This window comes from Leifsonia sp. Soil_N53, assembly GCF_057655165.1.
This window is the reverse complement of the sequence record NZ_JBDGMM010000064.1, coordinates 320,080-337,352: the sequence shown is the minus strand read 5'-3', so window position 1 is coordinate 337,352 and position 17,273 is coordinate 320,080. Positions and strand designations below refer to the sequence as shown.

The 17,273-nt window shown below is 71.7% G+C and carries 14 protein-coding genes; 11 read left to right on the top strand and 3 right to left on the bottom strand.

Annotated features, from left to right (window positions below; genetic code table 11):
- The first annotated feature begins 8 nt into the window (after positions 1 to 8).
- From AC3A3H_RS15100 to AC3A3H_RS15050, 11 genes are all read left to right on the top strand, one after another.
- Positions 9 to 239 (top strand): DUF6704 family protein, encoded by a 231-nt coding sequence (locus AC3A3H_RS15100; RefSeq protein ID WP_487615359.1) that lies wholly within the window; start codon positions 9 to 11, stop codon positions 237 to 239.
- Positions 240 to 242: 3 nt separating this feature from the next.
- Complete coding sequence (trpC, locus tag AC3A3H_RS15095) at positions 243 to 1,013, top strand: indole-3-glycerol phosphate synthase TrpC (protein ID WP_487615358.1); 771 nt, start codon at positions 243 to 245, stop codon at positions 1,011 to 1,013.
- Positions 1,013 to 2,224, top strand: coding sequence for a tryptophan synthase subunit beta (gene trpB / locus AC3A3H_RS15090; protein WP_487615357.1), 1,212 nt, complete (start codon positions 1,013 to 1,015; stop codon positions 2,222 to 2,224). The genes trpC and trpB overlap by 1 nt, the downstream gene beginning before the upstream one ends.
- On the top strand, positions 2,221 to 3,018 hold the full coding sequence (trpA, locus tag AC3A3H_RS15085) for a tryptophan synthase subunit alpha (RefSeq protein WP_487615356.1): 798 nt from the start codon (positions 2,221 to 2,223) through the stop codon (positions 3,016 to 3,018). Before trpB ends, trpA begins: the two co-directional genes overlap by 4 nt.
- A gap of 108 nt (positions 3,019 to 3,126) precedes the next feature.
- Positions 3,127 to 4,134: a prolipoprotein diacylglyceryl transferase gene (gene lgt, locus AC3A3H_RS15080; RefSeq protein ID WP_487615472.1), complete on the top strand. Its 1,008-nt coding sequence runs from the start codon at positions 3,127 to 3,129 to the stop codon at positions 4,132 to 4,134.
- 180 nt (positions 4,135 to 4,314) lie between these two features.
- Positions 4,315 to 8,910 carry a glutamate synthase large subunit gene (gene gltB, locus AC3A3H_RS15075; RefSeq protein ID WP_487615355.1) on the top strand — a complete coding sequence of 1,532 codons (4,596 nt, stop codon included), beginning with the start codon at positions 4,315 to 4,317 and terminating at the stop codon, positions 8,908 to 8,910.
- Entirely contained in the window at positions 8,903 to 10,360 is a 1,458-nt protein-coding gene (locus AC3A3H_RS15070) for a glutamate synthase subunit beta (protein WP_487615354.1), read from the top strand. Before gltB ends, AC3A3H_RS15070 begins: the two co-directional genes overlap by 8 nt.
- Before the next feature lie 61 nt (positions 10,361 to 10,421).
- Positions 10,422 to 11,837 carry a pyruvate kinase gene (gene pyk, locus AC3A3H_RS15065; RefSeq protein WP_487615353.1) on the top strand — a complete coding sequence of 472 codons (1,416 nt, stop codon included), beginning with the start codon at positions 10,422 to 10,424 and terminating at the stop codon, positions 11,835 to 11,837.
- A 142-nt stretch (positions 11,838 to 11,979) separates the two neighbouring features.
- Positions 11,980 to 13,032: a LolA family protein gene (locus tag AC3A3H_RS15060; protein ID WP_487615352.1), complete on the top strand. Its 1,053-nt coding sequence runs from the start codon at positions 11,980 to 11,982 to the stop codon at positions 13,030 to 13,032.
- Positions 13,033 to 13,042: 10 nt separating this feature from the next.
- On the top strand, positions 13,043 to 13,981 hold the full coding sequence (locus AC3A3H_RS15055; protein ID WP_487615351.1) for an ABC transporter ATP-binding protein: 939 nt from the start codon (positions 13,043 to 13,045) through the stop codon (positions 13,979 to 13,981).
- The gene (locus AC3A3H_RS15050; protein ID WP_487615350.1) at positions 13,968 to 14,873 is read left to right on the top strand and encodes an ABC transporter permease; all 906 of its coding nucleotides are present in this window, start codon (positions 13,968 to 13,970) and stop codon (positions 14,871 to 14,873) included. The genes AC3A3H_RS15055 and AC3A3H_RS15050 overlap by 14 nt, the downstream gene beginning before the upstream one ends.
- A gap of 19 nt (positions 14,874 to 14,892) precedes the next feature.
- On the opposite strand, the gene AC3A3H_RS15045 is transcribed toward AC3A3H_RS15050, so the two are convergent.
- From AC3A3H_RS15045 to AC3A3H_RS15035, 3 genes are read right to left on the bottom strand one after another with little or no spacing between them, the layout of a single operon-like run.
- Positions 14,893 to 15,780 carry an EamA family transporter gene (locus AC3A3H_RS15045; protein WP_487615349.1) on the bottom strand — a complete coding sequence of 296 codons (888 nt, stop codon included), beginning with the start codon at positions 15,778 to 15,780 and terminating at the stop codon, positions 14,893 to 14,895.
- A gap of 52 nt (positions 15,781 to 15,832) precedes the next feature.
- Entirely contained in the window at positions 15,833 to 16,411 is a 579-nt protein-coding gene (locus AC3A3H_RS15040; protein WP_487615348.1) for an N-acetyltransferase family protein, read from the bottom strand.
- A gap of 9 nt (positions 16,412 to 16,420) precedes the next feature.
- Positions 16,421 to 17,230, bottom strand: a complete 810-nt coding sequence (locus tag AC3A3H_RS15035; protein ID WP_487615347.1) for an alpha/beta fold hydrolase — start codon at positions 17,228 to 17,230, stop codon at positions 16,421 to 16,423.
- Positions 17,231 to 17,273 lie beyond the last annotated feature (43 nt).

The window sequence follows — 17,273 nt, the reverse complement described above, 5'->3', positions numbered from 1 at the left end:
GGAGTCCCATGAGCAGCGAGTCAGTCGAGCCAGGCCACGGTCATTCGCCGGCGGCGTGGACGGCCGTGATCATCATGCTGATCGCCTTCACCATCGGCGCCATCGCGTTCTTCTACGACGCGCCGATCGTGGTGTGGGCCTCCGCCGGACTCGCGATCGTCGGACTGATCGTGGGCTGGATCATGAAGCGCGCGGGCTACGGAGTGGGCGGCTCCAAGTACACCCCGAAGGGCCACTGACCCGTGCTCGCCGACCTCGTCGCCGGCGCGCTGGAGGATGCAGAGCGGCGACGTGCCGACCGGCCGTTCGCGGTCGTCGAGGCGGCGGCCGCCGACCGTGAGCCGGCGATCGACGCGCTCGCGGCGCTCGCGCCCGCCGCGCGGGTGAAGATCATCGCTGAGGTCAAGCGCGCGAGTCCGTCGCGCGGCGACCTCGCCGCGATCCCCGACCCCGCCGCCCTCGCCTCCCTCTACGAGGCCGGGGGAGCGAGCGCGATCAGCGTCCTCACGGAGGAGCGCCGCTTCAAGGGGTCGCTCGCCGACCTCGAGGCCGTGCGCGCCGCCGTGTCCCTCCCGGTGCTCCGCAAGGAGTTCGTCGCCGAGCCCTACCAGGTGCTCGAGGCGCGCGCCGCCGGAGCGGACCTCGTGCTCCTCATCGTCGCCGCGCTCGACCAGCAGCGGCTCGTGGAGCTGCACGACCTCATCACCGACCTCGGCATGACCGCGCTCGTGGAGGCGCACACCGAGGACGAGCTGAGCCGCGCGTTCGACACCGGCGCGAAGCTGGTGGGCGTCAACGCGCGCAACCTCTCGACGTTCGAGCTGGACCCCGACCTGTTCGGCCGCCTGGCCGACCGGTACCCGTCCGGCGTCATCCGCGTGGCGGAGTCGGCCGTGAAGTCGGCCGCCGACGTCGCGCACTACCGGGCGGCGGGCGCGGATGTCGTGCTCGTCGGCGAGGCGCTCGTCACGAGCGACCCCGTCGCCACGCTCGGCCAGTTCCTTGGAGCCTGATGTCCCTTCGTTCTGAACACGGACCCTATTTCGGCGAGTTCGGCGGGCGCTTCGTGCCCGAGTCCCTCGTCGCCGCCCTGGACGAGCTGACCGTGGCGTGGGAGGCGGCGAAGGCCGATCCCGCGTTCCACGCCGAGCTCGACGAGCTGCACCGCAGCTACACCGGCCGGCCCAGCATCGTCACCGAGGTGCCGCGCTTCGCGGAGCACGCGGGCGGCGCGCGCGTCGTCCTCAAGCGCGAGGACCTGAACCACACCGGTTCGCACAAGATCAACAACGTGCTGGGCCAGGCCATCCTGACCAAGCGGATCGGCAAGACCCGCGTGATCGCAGAGACGGGCGCGGGCCAGCACGGCGTCGCGACAGCGACCGCCGCCGCACTGTTCGGCCTCGAGTGCACCATCTACATGGGCGAGGTCGACACCGAGCGGCAGGCCCTGAACGTGGCCCGCATGCGCCTGCTCGGCGCCGAGGTCATCGCGGTGAAGACCGGCTCGCGCACGCTCAAGGACGCGATCAACGACGCGATGCGCGACTGGGTGACCAACGTCGAGAACACCAACTACATCTTCGGCACGGTGGCCGGACCGCACCCGTTCCCCGAGATGGTGCGCGACCTCCAGAAGATCATCGGCGAGGAGGCCCGCGAGCAGGTGCTCGCGCTGACCGGCCGCCTGCCCGACGCCGTCGCGGCCTGCGTCGGCGGCGGGTCCAACGCGATGGGGATCTTCCACGCCTTCCTCGACGACGAGGACGTGCGCCTGATCGGCTTCGAGGCCGGCGGCGAGGGCGCGGAGACCCCGCGGCACGCCGCGACCATCACCAAGGGGCGCCCCGGCGTCCTGCACGGCGCGCGGAGCATGCTGCTGCAGGACGAGGACGGCCAGACCATCGAGTCGCACTCCATCTCGGCAGGCCTGGACTACCCGGGCGTCGGCCCCGAGCACGCCTGGCTCGCCTCGATCGGCCGCGCCGAGTACCGCCCGGTGAGCGACGCGGACGCGATGGAGGCGCTGCGCCTGCTCAGCCGCACCGAGGGCATCATCCCCGCCATCGAGTCCGCGCACGCGCTGGCCGGAGCACTGGAGCTCGGCAAGGAGCTCGGCCCGGACGGGATCCTGCTGGTGAACCTCAGCGGGCGCGGCGACAAGGACATGGAGACCGCCGGACGCTACTTCGGCCTGATCGACGAAGGAGCCGTGCAGTCGTGAGCCGCGTGGCAGACACCATCGCCCGCCGCAACGCCGAAGCAGCGGGCGCGCTGATCGGCTACCTCCCGGCCGGCTTCCCCGACCTGCAGACCAGCATCGACGCCGCCGTGGCGCTGGCCGAGAACGGCGTCGACGTCATCGAGCTCGGCCTGCCGTACTCCGACCCCGTCATGGACGGCGCGGTCATCCAGGCGGCCACGCAGCAGGCGCTCTCGAACGGCTTCCGGCTGCGAGACGGCTTCACCGCCGTGCGCGAGATCACGCAGCGCGTGGACGTGCCGGTGCTCGTCATGACCTACTGGAACCCGGTGCTGCAGTACGGCGTCGACCGGTTCGCGGACGACCTGGTCGCCGCGGGCGGGGCCGGCCTGATCACGCCCGACCTGATCCCCGACGAGGGAGCCGCCTGGCTGGCCGCCTCCGAGCGCACCGGGCTCGACCGCGTCTTCCTCGCGGCGCCGTCGTCCACCGATGCGCGCCTGCGCTCGACGGTCGGACACAGCCGCGGCTTCGTCTACGCCGTCTCCACGATGGGCATCACCGGCGCGCGCACCGACGTCGACGCGGCGGCGCGCACCCTGGTCGGCCGCCTGCGCGACGCGGGCGCCACCAGCGCCTGCGTGGGCCTCGGCATCTCCAGTGCGGCGCAGGTCGCCGAGGTGCTGGAGTACGCGGACGGCGCGATCGTCGGCTCCGCGCTCGTGAAGGCCCTGGCCGACGGGGGAGTGGCGGAGGCCGGACGGGTCGCCGCGGAGCTCGCGCGCGGCACGGCGCGGCAGGGCGCGAGCGCCTGACCGCTGCGCGTCGGGCGCACCCCCGACCAACACTTAGACTGGAGGCCGTGCGCCGCTCGGCGCCGGACTCCATCGGATACGAAAGGTAGTCTTCGCGTGGTCGCGACGATGAGCAGCTGGGTCGCCAGCATCCCGAGCCCTGGACCCGAGTGGCAGCAGATCCCGATCGACATCTTCGGTCTGCACTGGCGCATCCAGACCTACGCGATCATGATCCTGATCGGCATCGTGGTCGCCGCCCTGTGGACCTCGCGCCGCCTCACCAAGCGGGGGGCCGAGCCGGGCGTCATCCTGGACATCCTGCTCTGGGCGGTCGTCCTCGGCATCATCGGGGCGCGGCTGTACCACGTCGTCACTCACCCCACGGATTACTTCGGAGCCGGACACAACACCTGGAACCCGTTCGAGCCGGGCAGCATCTGGGCGATCTGGGAGGGCGGCAACGCCATCTTCGGCTCGCTCATCGGCGGCGCCGTCGGCATCTGGATCGCCTGCCGCATCAGCGGCCTGCGGTTCTGGAGCGTCGCCGACGCCCTCGCGCCCGCGCTGCTGCTCGCCCAGGCGATCGGTCGCCTCGGCAACTACTTCAACCAGGAGCTGTTCGGCCTCCCGACCAACCTGCCGTGGGGCCTGCAGATCGACTCCGGCAACAAGGCGATCCCGGTCGGCCTGCCCGACAACACGCTGTTCCAGCCGCTGTTCCTCTACGAGATCATCTGGAACGTCATCGGCGTGGTCGTCATCATCCTCCTGGAGCGCAAGTTCCGCCTGCAGTGGGGCAAGACCCTCGCCGTCTATCTGATCTGGTACGGCGTCGGCCGCTCCTACCTGGAGTCGATCCGCATCGACCCGAGCGAGTTCTCGTTCCTCGGCATCCCCAGCAACGTGTGGGCCGCGTACCTCGCCGTCGTGCTCGGCATCGTGATCTTCATCGTGCAGTCGCGACGGCACCCCGGACTCGAGCCCAGCGTCTACCGTCCGGGCCGTGAATGGGTTCGCCCCGATGCTGAGGTAGACTCTGACGACACGGACTCGGATGACGAGGACTTCGTCGATGGCGACGGGGAGCCCACCGCGTCCGCCGGAGCCAAGGCCACAAGCCCCTCGAACGGATGATCTCCGTCGGCTCGGAACAACCCAACCCGTACAGGCGATCCCGTAAGCACCACTGACCGCACCGATCCCCGGGCCGCACACAAGCCCGGCGCAGTTGCGGCGGAACCTCCCAGCATCGGGCCGAAGGCGTCCCCGCACTCCACATCCCCACATCCACGACACTGTGAGGACGGTCGAAATATGGCGGTCACGCCTCCACACTCCCGGTTCAGCACGGTCCCCGGCAAGCAGGGTCTCTACGACCCCGCCGCCGAGAAGGACGCGTGCGGGCTCGCCATGGTCGCGACGCTCCGCGGCACCGCCGGTCACGACATCATCGACGCGGCGCTCGAGGCGCTGCGCCACCTCGAGCACCGCGGCGCCGTCGGCTCGGACGCCGGCACTGGCGACGGCGCGGGCATCGTCACGCAGATCCCCGACGCGTTCCTGCGCGCCGTGTCCGGGCTGGAGCTCCCGGGCGCCGGCCGCTACGCCGTCGGCAACGCCTTCCTGCCGACCGACGCCGCGACACGGGAGGCCGTGAAGACGGCGGTCGAGTCCATCGCGGCCGAGCACGACCTCACGATTCTGGGCTGGCGTCCGGTCCCCGTCCGCCCGGAGGAGCTCGGCACGCTGGCGCGCGACGCCATGCCGGTCATCGAACAGCTCTTCGTCTCCAGCACCCGCACCGACGAGAGCGGCGAGCCGGTCGCCGGCATCGCGCTGGACCGGCTGACCTTCTTCCTGCGCAAGCGCGCCGAGCGCGAGCTCGACCTGTACTTCTCGTCGCTGTCGAGCCGCACCATGGTCTACAAGGGCATGGTCACGACCCTCCAGCTGGAGCCGTTCTACCCGGACCTCTCGGACCAGCGGTTCGCCTCCAAGCTCGCGCTGGTGCACTCGCGGTACTCGACCAACACGTTCCCGTCCTGGCCGCTCGCCCAGCCGTTCCGGATGATCGCGCACAACGGCGAGATCAACACGGTGCAGGGCAACCGCAACTGGATGCGCGCCCGGCAGTCGCAGCTCGAGAGCGAGCTGCTCGGCGACCTGTCGCCGGTGCTGCCGATCGTCACGCCCGGCGCGTCCGACTCGGCGTCGTTCGACGAGGTCGTGGAGCTCATCTCGCTCACCGGCCGGTCGCTACCGCACGCCGTGATGATGATGGTGCCGGAGGCCTGGGAGAACCAGACCGAGATCGACCCGGTCCGCCGCGACTTCTACGAGTACCACTCGATGCTCATGGAGCCGTGGGACGGCCCTGCCGCGATCGTGTTCACCGACGGCTCGGTCGTCGGCGCGACGCTCGACCGCAACGGCCTCCGCCCCGGCCGGTACGTAGTGACCAACGACGGCCTGGTGGTGCTCGCCTCCGAGATCGGCGTGCTCGACATCGAGCCGAGCCGCGTCGTGCGCAAGGGGCGCCTGCGCCCCGGCCGGATGTTCCTGGTCGACACCGTGGCCGGACGCCTGATCGAGGACGACGAGATCAAGTCGGAGCTGGCCGCCGGCGCGCCGTACGGCGAGTGGCTGGCCGACGGCCGGATCAACCTCAAGGACCTGCCGGAGCGCGAGCACATCGTGCACACCCCGGCCTCCGTGACCCGCCGCCAGCGCACCTTCGGCTACACCGAGGAGGAGGTGCGCGTCCTCCTGAAGCCCATGGCGACCACGGGCGCCGAGCCGCTCGGCGCGATGGGGTCCGACACCCCGGTCGCCGTGCTCTCCGAGCGCCCCCGCCTGCTCTTCGACTACTTCGCGCAGCAGTTCGCGCAGGTCACCAACCCGCCGCTCGACTCGATCCGCGAGGAGGTCGTGACCTCCCTGGCGCTCGGCCTCGGTCCGGAGCGCAACCTGCTGAGCGCCGGCCCGGAGCACGCGCGCCAGGTGGTCCTCGACTTCCCGGTGATCGACAACGACGAGCTCGCCAAGATCCAGCACATCGACCCGCGCCCGGGTAGCCGGCTCACGACGACCCTGCGCGGCCTCTACCGTGCGGACGCCGGGCCCGGGGCCATGCAGGCGCGCCTCGCGGAGCTGTGCGACGAGGTGGACGAGGCCATCGAGGCCGGCGCCCAGTTCATCGTGCTGAGCGACCGCGACTCCACCAAGGACCTCGCGCCCATCCCGTCGCTGCTGATGCTCGCGGCCGTGCACCACCACCTGATCCGTGCGGAGAACCGCATGAAGTGCGGTCTGATCGTGGAGGCCGGCGACGTCCGCGAGGTGCACCACGTCGCGCTGCTGATCGGCTACGGCGCCTCCGCCATCAACCCGTACCTGGCGATGGAGACCTGCGAGGAGCTCGTCCGCAGCGGGATGATCACCGGCGTCACGCCCGAGAAGGCCGTCAAGAACGTCATCAAGGCGCTCGGCAAGGGCGTGCTGAAGATCATGTCCAAGATGGGCATCTCGACGGTGTCGTCCTACGCGGGCGCCCAGGCGTTCGAGGCCGTCGGCCTCAGCCAGGCGTTCGTGGACCAGTACTTCACCGGGACCACGAGCAAGCTCGGCGGCGTCGGCATCGACGTCATCGCGGCGGAGAACCTGGCCCGGCACACCGCGGCCTACCCGCCGGAGGGCGCGATCGTCGCGCACGAGCGGCTGCAGACCGGCGGCGAGTACCAGTGGCGCCGCGACGGGGCCCCGCACCTCTTCAACCCGGAGACGGTGTTCCGCCTGCAGCACTCCACCCGCACGCGCCGGTACGACGTCTTCCGCGAGTACACCAAGCTCGTGGACGACCAGGCCGAGTCGCTGATGACCCTCCGCGGGATGTTCGCGCTGCGCACCGACGCGCGCCCGGCGATCCCGATCGACGAGGTCGAGCCCGTCGAGTCCATCGTCAAGCGCTTCTCCACCGGGGCGATGAGCTACGGCTCGATCTCCAAGGAGGCGCACGAGACCCTCGCCATCGCGATGAACCGCCTCGGCGGCAAGTCCAACACCGGTGAGGGCGGCGAGGACCTCGACCGCCTGCTCGACCCGGAGCGGCGCAGCGCGATCAAGCAGGTCGCGTCCGGCCGGTTCGGCGTCACGTCGATGTACCTGACGCACGCGGAGGACATCCAGATCAAGCTCGCGCAGGGCGCCAAGCCCGGCGAGGGCGGCCAGCTGCCGCCGACCAAGGTCTACCCGTGGGTGGCGCGCACCCGGCACGCGACCGCGGGCGTCGGGCTCATCTCGCCGCCCCCGCACCACGACATCTACTCGATCGAGGACCTCAAGCAGCTGATCTTCGACCTGAAGCGCGCGAACCCGCAGGCGCGGGTGCACGTCAAGCTGGTGAGCGAGTCCGGCATCGGCGCGGTCGCCGCGGGCACCGCGAAGGCGCTGGCCGACGTCATCCTGGTCTCCGGCCACGACGGCGGCACGGGCGCGTCCCCGGTCAACTCGCTCAAGCACGCGGGCACGCCGTGGGAGCTCGGCCTGGCCGAGACCCAGCAGACCCTGATGCTCAACGGCATGCGCGAGCGTGTCGTGGTGCAGGTCGACGGCCAGCTCAAGACCGGCCGCGACGTCATCGTCGGCGCCCTGCTCGGGGCCGAGGAGTTCGGCTTCGCGACGGCGCCCCTGGTGGTGTCGGGCTGCGTCATGATGCGCGTGTGCCACCTGGACACCTGCCCGGTCGGCGTCGCCACCCAGAACCCGGAGCTCCGCTCGCGGTTCTCGGGCAAGCCGGAGTTCGTGGTGAACTTCTTCGAGTTCATCGCCCAGGAGGTGCGCGAGTACCTCGCCGAGCTCGGCTTCCGCAGCCTGGACGAGGCGATCGGCCACGCCGAGCTGCTGGACGCCGACCGCGCGATCCAGCACTGGAAGGCGTCGGGCCTCGACCTCACGCCGATCCTGCGCGGGCCGGAGTTCCCGGACTCCGCGCCGCGCAAGAACGGCCGCGCCCAGGACCACGAGCTGGACGAGCACTTCGACAACCAGCTCATCCAGGCCGCGCACGACGTGCTCGCCTCCGCCCACCCGGGCACGGACGGCGCGTCGCTGTCGCTCTCGCTGCCGATCCGCAACACGGAGCGCGCGGTCGGCACCATGCTCGGCCACGAGGTTACGGTGCGGCACGGCGAGAACGGCCTCCCGACGGGGACGATCGACATCACGCTGACCGGCTCGGCCGGCCAGTCGCTCGGCGCGTTCCTGCCGGCCGGCATCACGCTGCGGCTGGAGGGCGACTCCAACGACTACGTCGGCAAGGGCCTGTCCGGCGGCCAGATCGTCGTGCGCCCGCCCCAGGGCAGCGTCTTCGCGGCCGAGCGCAACGTCATCGCCGGCAACGTGATCGGCTACGGCGCGACGCAGGGCAGCATGTTCATCCGCGGCATCGTGGGCGAGCGGTTCCTGGTCCGCAACTCGGGCGCGACGGCGGTCGTGGAGGGCGTGGGCGACCACGCGCTGGAGTACATGACGGGAGGCCTCGCGGTCATCCTGGGCGGCACCGGCCGCAACCTGGGCGCCGGCATGTCCGGCGGCACGGCGTACGTGTACGACCTGAAGCACGAGCGGGTCAACCGCGAGGCGCTGGCCAGCGGCGAGCTGGAGCTGCTGCCGCTCGGCAGCGCCGACATCGAGATCGTCCGCGACCTGCTCGAGAAGCACCACGCGGAGACCGGCTCGGCGCTCGCGGAGCGGATGCTGGCCGACTTCGACGCCACGGTGGCGAAGTTCGTCAAGGTGCTGCCGCGCGACTACGCGGCCGTGCTGCAGATGCGTCAGGAGGCCGTCGACGAGGGACTCGACCCCGACGGCGACATTGTGTGGAACCGTATTCTGGAGGTGACCGGTGGCTGATCCCAAAGGCTTTCTGAAGACGACCGAGCGGGAGCTGCCGAAGCGCCGCCCCGTGTCCGTGCGCCTCATGGACTGGAAAGAGGTCTACGAGGCGGGCGACCCGGCGCAGCTGCGCCGGCAGGCCGGGCGCTGCATGGACTGCGGCATCCCGTTCTGCCACCAGGGCTGCCCGCTCGGCAACCTCATCCCGGAGTGGAACGACCTGATGTGGCGCGGGGAGGGCCGCCAGGCCATCGAGCGCCTGCACGCGACCAACAACTTCCCGGAGTTCACCGGCCGGCTCTGCCCCGCCCCGTGCGAGTCGTCGTGCGTGCTCGGCATCAACCAGCCGGCCGTCACGATCAAGCAGGTCGAGGTGTCGATCATCGACCAGGCCTGGCAGAACGGCTGGGTGCAGCCGCACCCGCCGGAGCGGCTCACCGGCAAGACGGTCGCGGTCGTGGGCTCCGGCCCCGCCGGGCTCGCCGCCGCCCAGCAGCTCACCCGCGCCGGCCACACGGTCGCCGTCTACGAGCGCGACGACCGCATCGGCGGCCTGCTGCGCTACGGCATCCCGGACTTCAAGATGGAGAAGAAGCACCTCGAGGCGCGACTGAACCAGATGATGGCCGAGGGCACCCGCTTCCGCGCCGGAGTGAACATCGGTGTCGACATCGCCTGGGACGACCTCCGCGCGCGCTACGACGCGGTCGTGGTCGCCACCGGCGCGATGGTCCCGCGCGACCTCCCGATCCCGGGCCGCGACCTCGCAGGCGTGCACTTCGCGATGGAGTACCTCGTCGAGCAGAACCGCGCGGGCGCCGGCGACCAGGTCGCCGACCAGATCACGGCGGACGGCAAGCATGTCATCGTGCTCGGCGGCGGCGACACCGGCGCTGACTGCATCGGCACCGCGCACCGTCAGGGCGCTGCCAGCGTGACCAACCTCGCGATCGGCACCCAGCCGCCGTCGGAGCGCCCCGCGCACCAGCCGTGGCCGATGACCCCGACGCTGTTCGAGGTCCAGAGCGCCCACGAGGAGGGCGGTGTGCGCGAGTACCTCGCCTCCACCGTCGAGTTCCTCGCGAACGAGTTCGGCGAGGTGAAGGCCCTCCGCGTCGCGGAGACCGAGTACCTCGACGGCCGTCGCGTGCCGAAGGCCGGGACGGAGCGCGAGATCCCCGCCGACCTCGTCCTCCTGGCGCTCGGCTTCACCGGTCCGGAGCAGGAGGACCTGGGCGCCCAGCTCGGCCTCCCGTTCGACGACCGCGGAAACGTGGCCCGCGACGGCGACTACCAGACCAGCGAGGCCGGCGTGTTCGTCGCCGGCGACGCGGGCCGCGGCCAGTCGCTGATCGTGTGGGCTATCGCAGAGGGCCGGGCAGCGGCGGCCGCCGTCGACCGGTATCTTGAAGGGGAGACGGAGTTGCCGTCCCCGGTCCGTCCCACTGACCGCGGCATCCTTGTCTGATCCCCTCCACCACGAGAACGCGCCGTCAGGGGTGCGAGAATCACGGAGCACTGAAAAACCCATGAGAAGGGCGAAAATCGTCGCGACCCTCGGTCCGGCGACCTCCAGCTACGACAACATCCGCGCGATCATCGATGCGGGCGTCGACGTCGCGCGGATGAATCTGAGCCACGGCAGCTACGACGTGCACGAGGGGGTCTACGCGAACGTGCGCAAGGCCGCCGAGGACGCGGGGAAGCCGGTCGCGGTCCTGGTCGACCTCCAGGGTCCCAAAATCCGTCTCGGCAAGTTCGAGGCCGGTCCGTACGATCTCGCCCAGGGCGACATCTTCAAGATCACGACCGACGACATCATCGGCACCAAGGAGATCTCCTCGACGACGTTCAAGGGTCTGCCCCACGACGTCAAGGCGGGCGACTTCCTGCTCATCGACGACGGCAAGGTGCGTGTGCGCGTCGTCGAGGTCGAGGGCAACGTCGTCACGACCGAGGTCATCGTCGCCGGTCCGGTCTCCAACAACAAGGGCATCAACCTCCCCGGCGTGGCGGTCAACGTCCCGGCGCTGTCCGAGAAGGACGAGGCCGATCTGCGCTGGGGCCTCAAGCTCGGCGCCGACATCATCGCGCTCTCGTTCGTGCGCAACGCCCAGGACATCGAGCGCGTGCACGAGATCATGGCGGAGGAGGGCCGCAAGGTCCCCGTCGTCGCCAAGATCGAGAAGCCGCAGGCCGTCGACGCGCTCGAGGAGATCATCGAGGCGTTCGACGCCATCATGGTCGCCCGCGGCGACCTCGGCGTCGAGCTGCCTCTGGAGGCGGTGCCGATCGTGCAGAAGCGCGCGGTCGAGCTCGCCCGCCGCGCCGCCAAGCCGGTGATCGTCGCGACGCAGATGCTCGAGTCGATGATCTCGAGCCCGGTGCCGACCCGCGCCGAGACCTCCGACGTCGCCAATGCCGTCCTCGACGGTGCTGACGCGGTCATGCTCTCGGGCGAGACCAGCGTCGGCGAGTACCCGGCGATCACGGTCGCGACCATGGCGCGCATCGTGACCTCCACCGAGGAGCACGGGCTCGACCGCATCCAGCCGCTCGGCACACGTCCCCGCACCCAGTCGGGCGCGATCACCCTCGCGGCCGTCGAGGTCGCGGACTTCGTCGAGGCGAAGTTCCTCTGCGTCTTCACCGAGTCGGGGGAGTCCGCCCGCCGGATGGCCCGCCTGCGCAACAAGATCCCGATCCTCGCCTTCACGCCGGAGGAGTCGGTGCGCCGCCGGATGTCGCTGTTCTGGGGCGTCGAGTCCTTCGTGGTCGGCCGGGTCACCCACACCGACCAGATGGTCGCCCAGGTGGACGAGGCGCTCAAGTCGACCGGCCGGGCCGAGAACGGCGACAAGGTCATCATCATCTCCGGTTCCCCTCCCGGGATCCCCGGAACCACCAACGACATCCGCGTCCACCGAGTCGGCGACGTCCTCTAGGGCGGATGAGGAAGGCCCCGCTCCGGCGGGGCCTTCCGCGTTCGCGCGTGTCGTGCGCGCGTGTCATACCAGGGGATGATTTCCGCGTCTCCCATGGAATCCGGAGGGTCGGCGGCGGGGTGCCGAGCGTATCCTCTGGACTATGAAGCACCACCTGGTCCGCTGGCTCCCGGCCATCATCGTCCCCGCCGCGATCGTCGGCGGCGCGATCGCGATCCCGCTGGCCGCGGGCGCCGCCGACCTCCCCGTGAAGTCCCCGGCGGACGTCCTCCGGCTGGTCGCGTCGAGCGATACGAAGGCGTTCTCGGGCACCGTCGAGCAGAGTTCCGACCTCGGGCTGCCGACGCTGCCGAAGACCGGCGGCGGGTCGTCGAGCGCGGACAGCTCCGTCGCGAGCACGCTCGAGCTGCTGATGGGCGACCACACGGCCAAGGTCTATGTCGACGGCCCGACGAAGGTGCGCGTCCAGCTGCTCGACCAGCTCGCCGAGCGCGACGCGATCCGCAACGGCTCCGACGTCTGGCTCTACCAGTCGAGCGATGAGTCGGTGACGCACGCCACCATACCGGCGCACGAGAAGAGCGGCGAGACGCCGACTCCGGACGCGACGGCGACCACGCCGCAGGCGTTGGCCGAGAAGTTCCTCGCCGCCGTCGATCCGTCCACGAAGGTCGCGCTGGGCCCGAACACGAAGGTCGCCGGCCGCGACGCCTACGACCTGGTGCTGACGCCGCGCACCGACGCCACCCTTGTGGGCTCCGTGTCCATCGCGGTGGACGGGCAGACCGGGCTTCCGCTCCGGGTTCAGGTGCTGGCGCGCGGCGCCTCGTCGCCGGCGTTCCAGGCCGGGTTCATCTCGTTCACGCCGGGCGCTCCGGACGCCGGCGTGTTCTCGTTCACCCCGCCGAAGGGCGCGACGGTCACGGAGCGGACGCCGCAGGCGGGCGAGCACGCGGCCGGGCCGGACCACCCGAAGCCGACGGTCACGGGCACCGGCTGGGCGACGATCGTCAGCCTCCCGGCCGGCACCGTCCCCGCGCAGGCCCTGACGGATCCGCTGGTCGCCCAGCTGACGCAGCCGGTCGGCGACGGCCGGGCGCTGTCGACGTCGCTGATGTCGGTGCTGGTGACCGCTGACGGCCGGGTGCTCGCGGGGGCTGTCCCCGTCTCCGCACTCGAGACCGCCGCCCAGTGAGCGGCCGCCGGTGAGCGACGCCGCCGCGATCGCGACGAGCGGACTGACCAAGCGCTTCCGCGGGCGTGCCGTCGTCGACGGGCTCAGCCTCGCGGTGCCGCGCGGCTCCGTCTTCGGCTTCCTGGGCCCGAACGGCTCGGGCAAGACCACCACCATCCGCATGCTGCTCGGGCTGATCTCGCCGTCAGCCGGTTCGATCGACCTGCTCGGCGAGGCGATGCCCGGACGCGGGGCGACCGTGCTGCCGCGGGTGGGCGCGCTCGTGGAGGGGCCGGCCTTCGCGCCCTACCTGTCCGGCACAGCGAACCTCGTGCGCCGGGACACGGCCGACCGGTACGCGCCCGGCGCGACCCGGTCCGCCCGGGTGGCGGCAGCGCTCGACCGTGTCGGCCTCACGCACGCGGCGGCCAAGCACGTGCGCACGTATTCGCTCGGCATGAAGCAGCGGCTCGGGATCGCCGGCGCCCTGCTCACCGACCGCGACCTCCTCGTGCTGGACGAGCCGACGAACGGACTCGACCCGCAGGGGACCCGCGAGGTGCGCAACCTGGTCCGCTCGCTCGCGGACGAGGGCACGACCGTGTTCGTCTCCAGCCACCTGCTCGCGGAGATCGAGCAGATCTGCACGCATGCGGCGATCATGCGCACCGGCCGGCTGGTGGCGCAGGGCTCGCTCGACGAGCTGCGCAGCGCGTCCGGCCCGCGGCTCGCCGTGACGACGCCCGACCGCGCGGCCGCGGCGGAGGTGCTCACCCGGTTCGGGCTCGCCCCGGAGACCGGCGGCGACGGGGTGGAGGCCGCGCTCACCGCGGATGCGCCGGCCGTGGAGGACCTCGCCGCCGGCCTGGTCGGCGCCGGGGTGCGGCTGCGCGGGTTCGCCGTGCGGTCGTCCAGCCTGGAGGAGCGCTTCGTGGAGCTGACGGGGCAGGGCTTCGATGTCGAGCAGTGAGGCCGTCCCGGTCGAGGGATCGGAGGCGCCGGCGCGGACTGCCGAACGCGCGGTCGCCTCCGTCGGCGCCCGGCGGGCACGTCCCGCCGCCGGCTGGGCGCTGCTGGGCTCCGAGGTCTCGGTGATGTTCCGGCGCTGGCGCACCTGGGCCATGCTCGGCGCGCTGGCGGCGGTGCCCATCCTCATCGCGGTCGCCGTTCGGCTGACCGGCCGCGGCAGGGGACCGGCCTTCCTCGACCAGATCACCGGCAACGGGCTCTTCGTCGCCTTCACCGCGCTCGTGGTGTGCGTTCCGCTCTTCCTGCCGCTCACCATCGGCGTCGTCGCCGGCGACACGATCGCGGGCGAGGCGAGTCACGGCACGCTCCGCTACCTCGTGATCGCTCCGGCCGGCCGGCTCCGGCTGCTGGCGGTGAAGTACGCCGGCTGCGCGGTGTTCTGCGTCGCCGCCGCTCTGACGGTCGCGATCGCCGGTGCGCTGATCGGTGCGCTGCTGTTCCCGATCGGCCCGGTGACGCTGCTCTCCGGCACGGTGGTGAGCATCGGCGACGCCGTGGTCCGGCTGCTGCTGATCGGGCTGTACATCGTCGTGTCGCTGCTCGGGATGTGCGCGATCGGGCTGTTCCTCTCGACCCTGACCGACGTCCCTGTCGGGGCGATGGCCGCGACCGCCGTGCTCGCGGTGGTGTCGCAGGTGCTCGACCAGCTGCCGCAGCTCGACGCCATCCACCCGTGGCTGTTCAGCCACTACTGGCTCGGCTTCGCGGACTTCCTGCGGGCGCCGCTGGTGTGGGACTCGTTCGTCGCCAACCTGTGGCTGCAGGCCGGCTACGTCGCGGTCTTCGGCGCTCTCGCGGTCGGTCGCTTCCTCACGAAGGACGTCCTGTCCTGACGATCCGGCCGGCGGACGGCTACGGGATGGTCTCGGCGGTGGACTCGAGCTCGGAGCGGGGATGCTCGCGCTGGGTCGCGATCGTGACACCGGCGGCGAGGCAGACGATGACGATGCCGACAAGCTGCACGAACTCGAAGTGCTCACCCAGCACGATCACGCCGAAGATCGTCGCGATCACCGGCCCGAACGCGGTGATCACCGCGTAGAGCCGTGGCGTGATCCGTCGCAGGATGAAGGTGTCCAGGCTGTAGGGCACGGCGGAGGAGAGGACTCCGGCCGTCAGCAGGAGCCCGGCCACCCGCCAGTCGATGCGGCTGTAGTCGACCACGACGAGCGCGAGCGGCACGGTGAGCACCGTCGCGACCACGCTCGCCACGCTCAGGCCCTCCAGCCCGGGCAGCCGGGTGGCCACCCGGCGGGTGAGGAGGATGTACGCCGCCCACGAGGCCGCGGCCGTCAGGGCGAGCACCACGCCGAGCGGGTCTATGGAGCCGTTCGTCGCGGTCAGCAGCAGCACACCGCCGGCCGCGGCGACCGCGCAGCCGGCATCCAGCAGCCGGCGCGAGCCGGTCAGCGCGAGCGCGAACGGGCCGAGGAACTCGATGGTCGCCGCGATGCCGAGGCCGAGCCGGCCGACGGCCTCGTAGAAGCTGAGGTTCATCGCGGCGAGCACCACGCCGAGGGCGAGTGCCGGCCACAGCCGTCGCCAGGTCAACTCGGCGCGTTTCGGCCGGTAGAACGGCAGCACGCAGACAGCGGTGACGAGCTGCCGCACGGCGACCACCACGAGCGAGCCGACGATCGGGATGAGGAGCCCAGCGACCGAGGAGCCGAAGTTGATGCTGACCTCGGTGGCGACCTGGGTGCCTGCGCCGGCGACGACCCGGTTGCGCTGCGAACTCACCCGACCGAGCTTAGTCACCGGACGGGGGCGTTCAGCGCCGTTCCGCGCCGCGTCAGGCGCTCAGCGTCCTCCGCATGATCGCGCGCGTCGCGCTGGGCCGCCGGACCTCCTCGAAGCCGCCGGCGCGGAACAGCGACACCGTGCCGTGGTAGCGCTCGGCGGCCGAGAGCGACGGCCGCACCTCGGGGTCGACCGGGTAGCCTTCCACGACCGTCGCGCCGCGCTCGCGCGCGTGCTCGACGGCGCCGGCGAGCAGGGCGCGGGCGACGCCGCGCTTGCGGTACTCGAGCCGGACCACGAAGCAGGTGACGGCCCAGACGTCATCGGGATCGCCCTCCTTGCGTCGCGTGATCGGCGAGCGGCCGAGCGCGGGATAGGCCGAGAACGGCTCCACCGCGGCCCAGCCGACCGGCTCGCCGTCGATGCGCGCGATGACGCCGGGCGATCCCGCCTCGACCTGCGCGTGCAGCAGCGCCCGGGTGTCCTCGCGCGTGGCGGCCTCCCAGTCGGAGCGGCTCAGCTTGAACCACTGGCACCAGCATCCCGCCGGGTCGCCCTTGGTGCCGAACACCGTCTGGAGCTCGTCCCACGTCGACGCGTCGACCGATTCCGTGACAACCTCGTCCGTCATGCCTCGAACCTACCGCGACCGGAGGACACCGGCGAGGACGCCCGGTCGCTCCACGTGGCCGAAGTGACCGGTGGCCGGGAGGGCGAGCGCACTGAACCGCGGGATGATGCCGGCGAGGCGCACGTCGTCCTCCGCCGGCGCGAACACGTCGTGATCGCCGTGCACCGCCACGACGGGGGACCGGATCGTCGACCAGCGCTCGGCGGCGGGATAGCGGCGCAGGCACGCCACCGCGCGCACGAAGGCCGTCGGGCGCAGGTCCCGGGCGAGCTCGTGCACCGCCGCCGGCTGCCGCCCGTCGAAGAGCGGTGCGAGCAGCAGCCCGAGCAGTCCGCGCCGGTCGAGCCAGCGGACGAACGGGGCTGCGGCAGCCCCGGTGGCGGCCAGCAGCCGCATCCCGGCGAGCATGAGGGCCAGCGGAGGCGCCGCGCCGACCAGCCCCAGGCGGCCCAGCCGGTCGCCGCGACCGCCGAGCGTCGTCGCGGAGACGAGCAGCACCGACACCGTCGCCTCGGGCTCCAGCACCGCGAGCTCCAGCGCGACGAAGCCGCCCATCGAATGGCCCAGCACGCGCCAGCGGCGATAGCCCAGCGCTCGCGCGACGGCCGCGACCGCCCGGGCCAACGACTCCGGGTCCAGCCGGGACGGATCGGCGGGCGACTCGCCCCAGCCGGGGAGGTCCGGCATCACCAGGTCGTCGGTCGCCTCCGCTCCGCCCGCCGCCTCGATCGCCGGCAGCCAGGTGGTCCACGACCCGGCCGCTCCGTGCAGCAGGATGGTGGCGGTCCCCGAGACGACCCGCGTGTGCCGGACGGCCACGGGTCCGAGGCCGGTATCGATCAGCGAAGTATCCACACCTGTT